General features: G+C 69.7%; 3 protein-coding genes. 1 reads left to right on the top strand and 2 read right to left on the bottom strand.

What is annotated here, in order from left to right:
• A partial coding sequence (locus AB3X43_RS14995) for a tubulin-like doman-containing protein (RefSeq protein ID WP_369430668.1) occupies positions 1 to 894 on the bottom strand: 894 nt, incomplete at its 3' end.
• Positions 895 to 1,144: 250 nt separating this feature from the next.
• Here AB3X43_RS14995 and dnaE point away from each other — a divergent pair.
• Complete coding sequence (gene dnaE, locus AB3X43_RS14990; protein ID WP_369430667.1) at positions 1,145 to 4,711, top strand: DNA polymerase III subunit alpha; 3,567 nt, start codon at positions 1,145 to 1,147, stop codon at positions 4,709 to 4,711.
• Here the strand turns inward: dnaE and AB3X43_RS14985 are convergent.
• Complete coding sequence (locus AB3X43_RS14985; RefSeq protein WP_473965134.1) at positions 4,690 to 5,997, bottom strand: TIGR03862 family flavoprotein; 1,308 nt, start codon at positions 5,995 to 5,997, stop codon at positions 4,690 to 4,692. The two genes, dnaE and AB3X43_RS14985, sit on opposite strands and share 22 nt — an antisense overlap.
• Positions 5,998 to 6,189 lie beyond the last annotated feature (192 nt).

Here is a 6,189-nt window from a genome sequence, read left to right as displayed (position 1 = left end):
GCCGAAGGCGGCGAACTCGCCGACGCGTCCCGCACCGGGCGCACGCACCGGCGCCGACAGCGGATCCGACGCCTCGGCCATGCGGTGAAACAGCCAGTCCGCCAACCGGTGTTCCCTGCCAGCGGCGTCGAAGGGCTGCAACCCGCGCTCGTCGGTCATCGCGCCCAGGAAACACAGCTCGAACAGCCCCGACTGCGCAGCAGCCTGCAGCTCGCGCAACGCGGCATAGGCCTGGACCTCGGCCAGCGGCGCCGGGTGCAGGCCGGCACTGTCGTGGTCAGGCAGTTCGACGTGGACCTGCACCACGCAGCGCAGTGCGGGCGGATACCGGTGCAGCAGCGCCAGCATGTCCAGCAACAGGGCAGCGCCAGTCGTGCCGCCCAGGTGGGCCACGACGTGGATGGTGAGCGCCGTGTCGCTGGTGCGCGCCTGCAGGGCCTGCACCGCTGCATCGACGGCGCACCGCACGCGTGCCTGGTGCAGCGCCAGCAGCAGCCGGCCCAGCCGGCGCGTCGGCCAGCCTGGCAGGCGCTCGCCGACCCGCGACAGCGGCGCATCGAAGGCACCGAGCTGCTGCAGGCGGGCGGCCCAGCCCTGGCCATCCGGCGCCACGGTGGAGCGCAGTTCGGTGCGGGCCTGGAGCAGCGATGCCAGCGCCTCGGTGTCGGCACCCAGCAGGACCCGCTGGGATGCAGGCGGCATGGCACGCACCCCCAGCACGCGCCAACCAGGCGCGTTGTCGGCCAGCATGCGGGCATCGGTGTCCAGCAGAACCGCCTCGATGGCTGGCCGGCGACTGGCGGGCGCTCCTTCTACCCGGGACTGCAGACGCCGCTGCAGCGCCTGCCAGACCCGGACACCGGCTCCCCCGAGCCCGAGAAACAAATGATTCATTGAATGGTCAAGCCTTGAATACAGATCGTCCGTGTCGCTGCTGCTCGAAATCGGCAACGACGTGCGCAGATGGTGAGGGCGTTCAGCCGGTCAACTTACCCCGAATGGGCCCGGAGTGCACCAGAAACAGAGGGATGAAAGCGGCGCCATTTTGCGATATTCTCAATTCTGGGCGCGCGCGTTAAACGGCACTTTCCGGCATATCCGGCACATCCATCCGGGGGGTGACACGGCTGCCTACAATTCCGGGATGAACTTCGTCCACCTGCGCACCCACACCGAGTACTCCGTCGTCGATGGCACCCTGCGGATCGATGACGCGGTCAAGGCCGCAGCCAAGGACGGCCAGGCAGCCATGGCCATCACCGACCTGTCGAATCTCTTCGGCGCCATCAAGTTCTACAACGCAGCCCGCAAGAAAGGCGTGCAGCCGCTGATCGGCGCCGACATCTGGCTCGAACCCGAAGGCCCGGCCACCGCGGGTGACGCCCGCCCGCCATCGCGGCTGCTGCTGCTGGTCCAGAACCGCCAGGGCTATCTGAACCTGTGCGAGCTGCTGTCACGGGCGTGGATCACCAATGTGCAGCGCAACAACCAGGCCTGGGTGAAATGGGCGTGGCTGGAGGAACTGGGCGACGGACTGATCGTGCTGTCTGGTGGCGTGATGGGCTGCATCGGGCAGGCGCTGGCGTCAGGCGATCTGCCCAAAGCACGCGATCTGGCGAAGCGGCTGGCAACGATGTTCCCGACGCGCTTCTATCTGGAGGTCCAGCGTGCCCAGCTCGCAGGTCACGAGGCCAATGTGCGCGCCACCGTGCCGCTGGCCGCCAAGCTGAAACTGCCGGTGGTCGCCACGCACCCGGTGCAGTTCCTCGAAGCCGACGATTTCGATGCCCACGAGGCGCGTGTCTGCGTGGCCGAAGGCGACACGCTCGGCAACCCGAAGCGCGTCAAGCGCTTCAGCCGCGACCAGCACTTCAAGACACAGGCCGACATGGCCGCCCTCTTCGCCGACCTGCCCGGCGCGCTGGCCAACTCGGTCGAGATTGCCCGCCGCTGCAGCCTGACGCTGGTGCTGGGCAAGCCCCAGCTGCCCGATTTCCCGACCCCCGAACTCGCCGACGGCAGCCGCATGCCGATGGCCGACTACTTCCGCGAACTCTCGTTCGAAGGGCTGGAGCAGCGTCTGGCCATGCTCTACCCCAAGACCGAGCAGCGCGACAAGGCGCGCCCGCGCTACGTCGAGCGGCTCGAATTCGAGATCGGCACGATCCTGAAGATGGGCTTCCCTGGCTACTTCCTGATCGTGTCGGACTTCATCCGCTGGGCCAAGGCCAACGGCTGTCCGGTCGGGCCGGGGCGGGGTTCGGGCGCCGGTTCGCTGGTGGCCTACGCGCTGTCGATCACCGACCTCGACCCGCTGCAATACAACCTGCTGTTCGAGCGCTTCCTCAACCCCGAGCGGGTGTCGATGCCCGACTTCGACATCGACTTCTGCCAGGGCAACCGCGACCGCGTCATCGACTACGTGAAGGACCGCTACGGCCGCGCTGCCGTGAGCCAGATCGCCACCTTCGGCACGATGGCGGCCAAGGCGGCGCTGCGCGACATCGGGCGCGTGCTCGGCATGGGCTACGGGCATGTGGACTCGATCGCCAAGCTGATCCCCGCCCCGCCAGGCAAGTCGGTGACGCTGGCCCGCGTGCCGGCCGAGCCGGACAGCGGCGTCATCTACGCCCGCAAGGAGGCCCCCGAGCTGGAGGTGCGCGAGCAGAACGAAGAGGAAGTCGCCGAGCTGCTGAGCCTGGCGATGCGCGTCGAAGGCATGGTGCGCAACATCGGCATGCACGCGGGCGGTGTGCTGATCGCCCCCGGCAAGATCACCGACTTCTGTCCGCAGTACCAGCAGCCCGGCAGCGACTCGGCGGTGAGCCAGTACGACAAGGACGACGTGGAGGCGATCGGCCTGGTGAAGTTCGACTTCCTGGGGCTGGCGACGCTGACCATCCTCGAACTCGCCAAGGACTTCATCGTGGCGCGCCACGAGCACCGCAAGGACTTCGCCTTCGAGACCATCCCGCTCGACGACGCCGCGGTCTACCGGCTGTTCTCCGACGGGCTGACCGAGGCGGTGTTCCAGTTCGAATCGGGCGGCATGCAGCGCATGCTGCGCGACGCCAAGCCGAGCCGCCTGGAAGACCTGATCGCGCTGAACGCCCTCTACCGCCCCGGCCCGATGGACCTGATCCCGAGCTTCGTGGCGCGCAAGCACGGCCGCGAGGTGGTCGAGTACCCGCACCCGCTGGTGGAACAGGTGCTCGCCGAGACCTACGGGATCATGGTCTACCAGGAACAGGTGATGCAGACCGCGCAGGTGCTCGGCGGCTACAGCCTGGGCGGCGCGGACATGCTGCGCCGCGCGATGGGCAAGAAGAAGGCCGACGAGATGGCCACCCACCGGGAGATCTTCCGCAAGGGCGCCGCCGAGAAGGGCATCGGCCAGGACAAGGCCGACGAGGTGTTCGACCTGATGGAGAAGTTCGCGGGCTACGGCTTCAACAAGTCGCACGCCGCCGCCTACTCGCTGCTGGCTTACCACACGGGCTGGATCAAGGTCCACCACACGGCCGAGTTCTTCGCGGCCAACATGACCATCGAACTCGACGACACCGACAAGCTCAAGGTGCTGCGCGACGATGCCATGAAGAACTTCGGGATCGCCTTCGAGGCGCCCGACGTCAACCTCGGCGTCTACCGTTTCGAGCCGGCGCCGGGCAAGGCCGGCAACAAGCTGATCCGTTACGGCCTGGGCGCCGTCAAGGGCACGGGCCAGGGCGCGATCGAAGCCATCATCCGGGCGCGCAGCGAGGGCGGGCCGTTCCGCTCGCTGTTCGATTTCGCGGCGCGGGTGGACCGCAAGAGCCTCAACAAGCGCGTCATCGAGGCACTGATCAAGGCCGGCGCGTTCGACAAGCTGCACCCGCTCGGGCTGGACGGCCGCGCGCAGCTGCTCGCCAGTGTCGGCCTCGCCCTCGAATACGCCGATTCACAGGCCGCCCACGCCGACCAGTGCGGCCTGTTCGACTTCGGCGACGACCACGGCAGCTCGACCCGCGAACCGGATTACCCCGTCGCCGAGACCTGGGACGTGAAGACCCGGCTCACGCACGAGAAGGTGGCACTGGGCTACTACTTCTCGGGCCACCTGTTCGACCAGGTGGAGTCCGAGGTGCGCCAGTTCGCCCGCCGCTGCATCGGCGACGCGCAGGACAGCCGCGAGCCGCAGACGCTGGCCGGCATCGTCGCCGACCTGCGCATCGTCAACGGACAGCGCGGCAAGGCAGCGATCTTCAAGTTCGACGACAAGAGCGGCTCGATCGAGTCGGTGGTGGCCGAAGAGCTGCTCAACGCCCACCTGGCGCAGCTCAAGGACGACGAGCTGCTCATTCTCACAGGCAAGGTGCAGAACGACCGCTTCAGCGGCGGGCTGCGCTTCAACGTGCAGCAGATCAGCGACCTGGCCACGGCCCGCAGCCGCAGCGCCCGCCACCTGCTGGTGCCCGTGACGGACACGCTGCCGGCGCTGGAGCAGTTGCTGGCCGAACACCCCGCCAAGCCGGGCGCACCGTCCGAGTACGGCGAGGAAACCCGGCCGCAAGGCGTGTCGATCCGCCTGCGCATCCAGCGCGAGATGGCGGTGGGCGATGTGGACCTGGGGCCGGCGGTGCGCTTCTTTCCGAGTGACGCCGCGCTGCTGTGGTGGAAGACACAGACAGGCGGCGCGGCGCGGCTGGTTTACGGCGAAGAGTCGACCTGAGTGGCAGCGCCCCACCAGTCCAGCGCGCCCTGCCCCGCCACCCGGCCGCTGGCGAAACAGGCGGTCAGCAGGTAGCCGCCGGTCGGCGCTTCCCAGTCCAGCATCTCGCCCGCGCAGAACACGCCGGGCAGCGCCGCGAGCATCAGCCCCGCGTCCATCGCCTCCAGCCGCACGCCACCTGCGCTGCTGATCGCCTCGTCGATCGGGCGCGGGGCGGTCAGGCGCAGCGGCAGCGCCTTGATGCGGTTCGCCAGCGCGGCGGGATCGCTGCACAGCGCGGTCCACTGCGCCGCGTCCAGCCCCTCGCGCAGCAGCGCGGCCTTCACGCCGGTCAGCCCCGCCTGTTCCTTCAGGTGGTTGGGCATCGAGCGGGCGCCACGGCCCTTGGCCAGCGCGGTGGTCAGCGTCGGCAGGTCCTTGGCGGGCAGCAGGTCGAGGTGCAGGTCGGCATGGCCGTTGGCGGCGATCTCGTCGCGCAGCAGGGCCGAGGCCGCGTAGACGAGGTTGCCCTCGATGCCGTCGGCACTCACCACGGCCTCGCCGAGGCGGCTGAAGTGGCGGCCCAGGCGGTCGGTGAACGTCAGCCGCACGCCCTTGAGCGGCGCGCCGGCCTGCTTGCCCTGGAGGTGCTCGCTCCAAGTGATGTCGAAGCCGCAGTTGGATGGCGCGAGCGGGCGCACGTCCACGCCCTGCCCCGCCAGCCACGGCTGCCACGCGCCGTCCGAGCCGAGCCGCGCCCAGCTCGCGCCGCCGAGGGCCAGCACGACGGCGTCGACCGTGGTGGTCTGCGGGCCGGCGGGCGCGTCGAAGGTGAGTTGCCAGCGGCTGGCGCCAGGCTCGGTGGCCGGCACGAGCGCGCCGTTCCAGCGGTGGCGCATGTGCAGCGTCAGACCGGCCACGCGCAGCCGGTGCAGCCATGCGCGCAGCAGCGGCGCGGCCTTCATCTCGGCCGGGAAGACCTTGCCGGAGCTGCCGACGAAGGTGCCGATGCCCAGTTCGCCCGCCCAGGCGCGCAGCCCGTCGGCGTCGAGCCGGTCGAGCCAGGCCGACACCTCGGGCTGGCGCTCGGCGTAGCGGGCGCGGAAGGTGGCGGCCGGCTCGGCGTGGGTGAGGTTCAGGCCGCCCTTGCCGGCAAGCAGGAACTTGCGGCCGACGGAGGGCATGGCGTCGTACAGCTCGACGCGGGCGCCACCGGCGAGGAGGGTTTCGGCGGCCATGAGGCCGGCGGGTCCGCCGCCGATGACGGCGATGCGGACTGGCGAGACGGATCGGTGGGGCATAGGCATCCGGGGGAGTCTAGTGGCTCGGCCACCCGACTCCGGAAAGTCCGACTCACGGAGGCGTTCAGGCGAAGGCGTACGGCCCGCCCCGCGCCAGCGCCCGCTGCCAAGCAGGTCGGGCGTGAATGGCCTGCAACCACCGGTGGAGCGCGGGATGCGAGGCCGCCGTGAGCCCGGCACGCTGGGCCGCGGCCTCCA

It is taken from the genome of Sphaerotilus sp., assembly GCF_041083715.1.
GTDB lineage: Bacteria > Pseudomonadota > Gammaproteobacteria > Burkholderiales > Burkholderiaceae_C > Sphaerotilus.
Note: the sequence above shows the minus strand (reverse complement) of the source record. Positions and strands in the feature narration are given on the sequence as shown.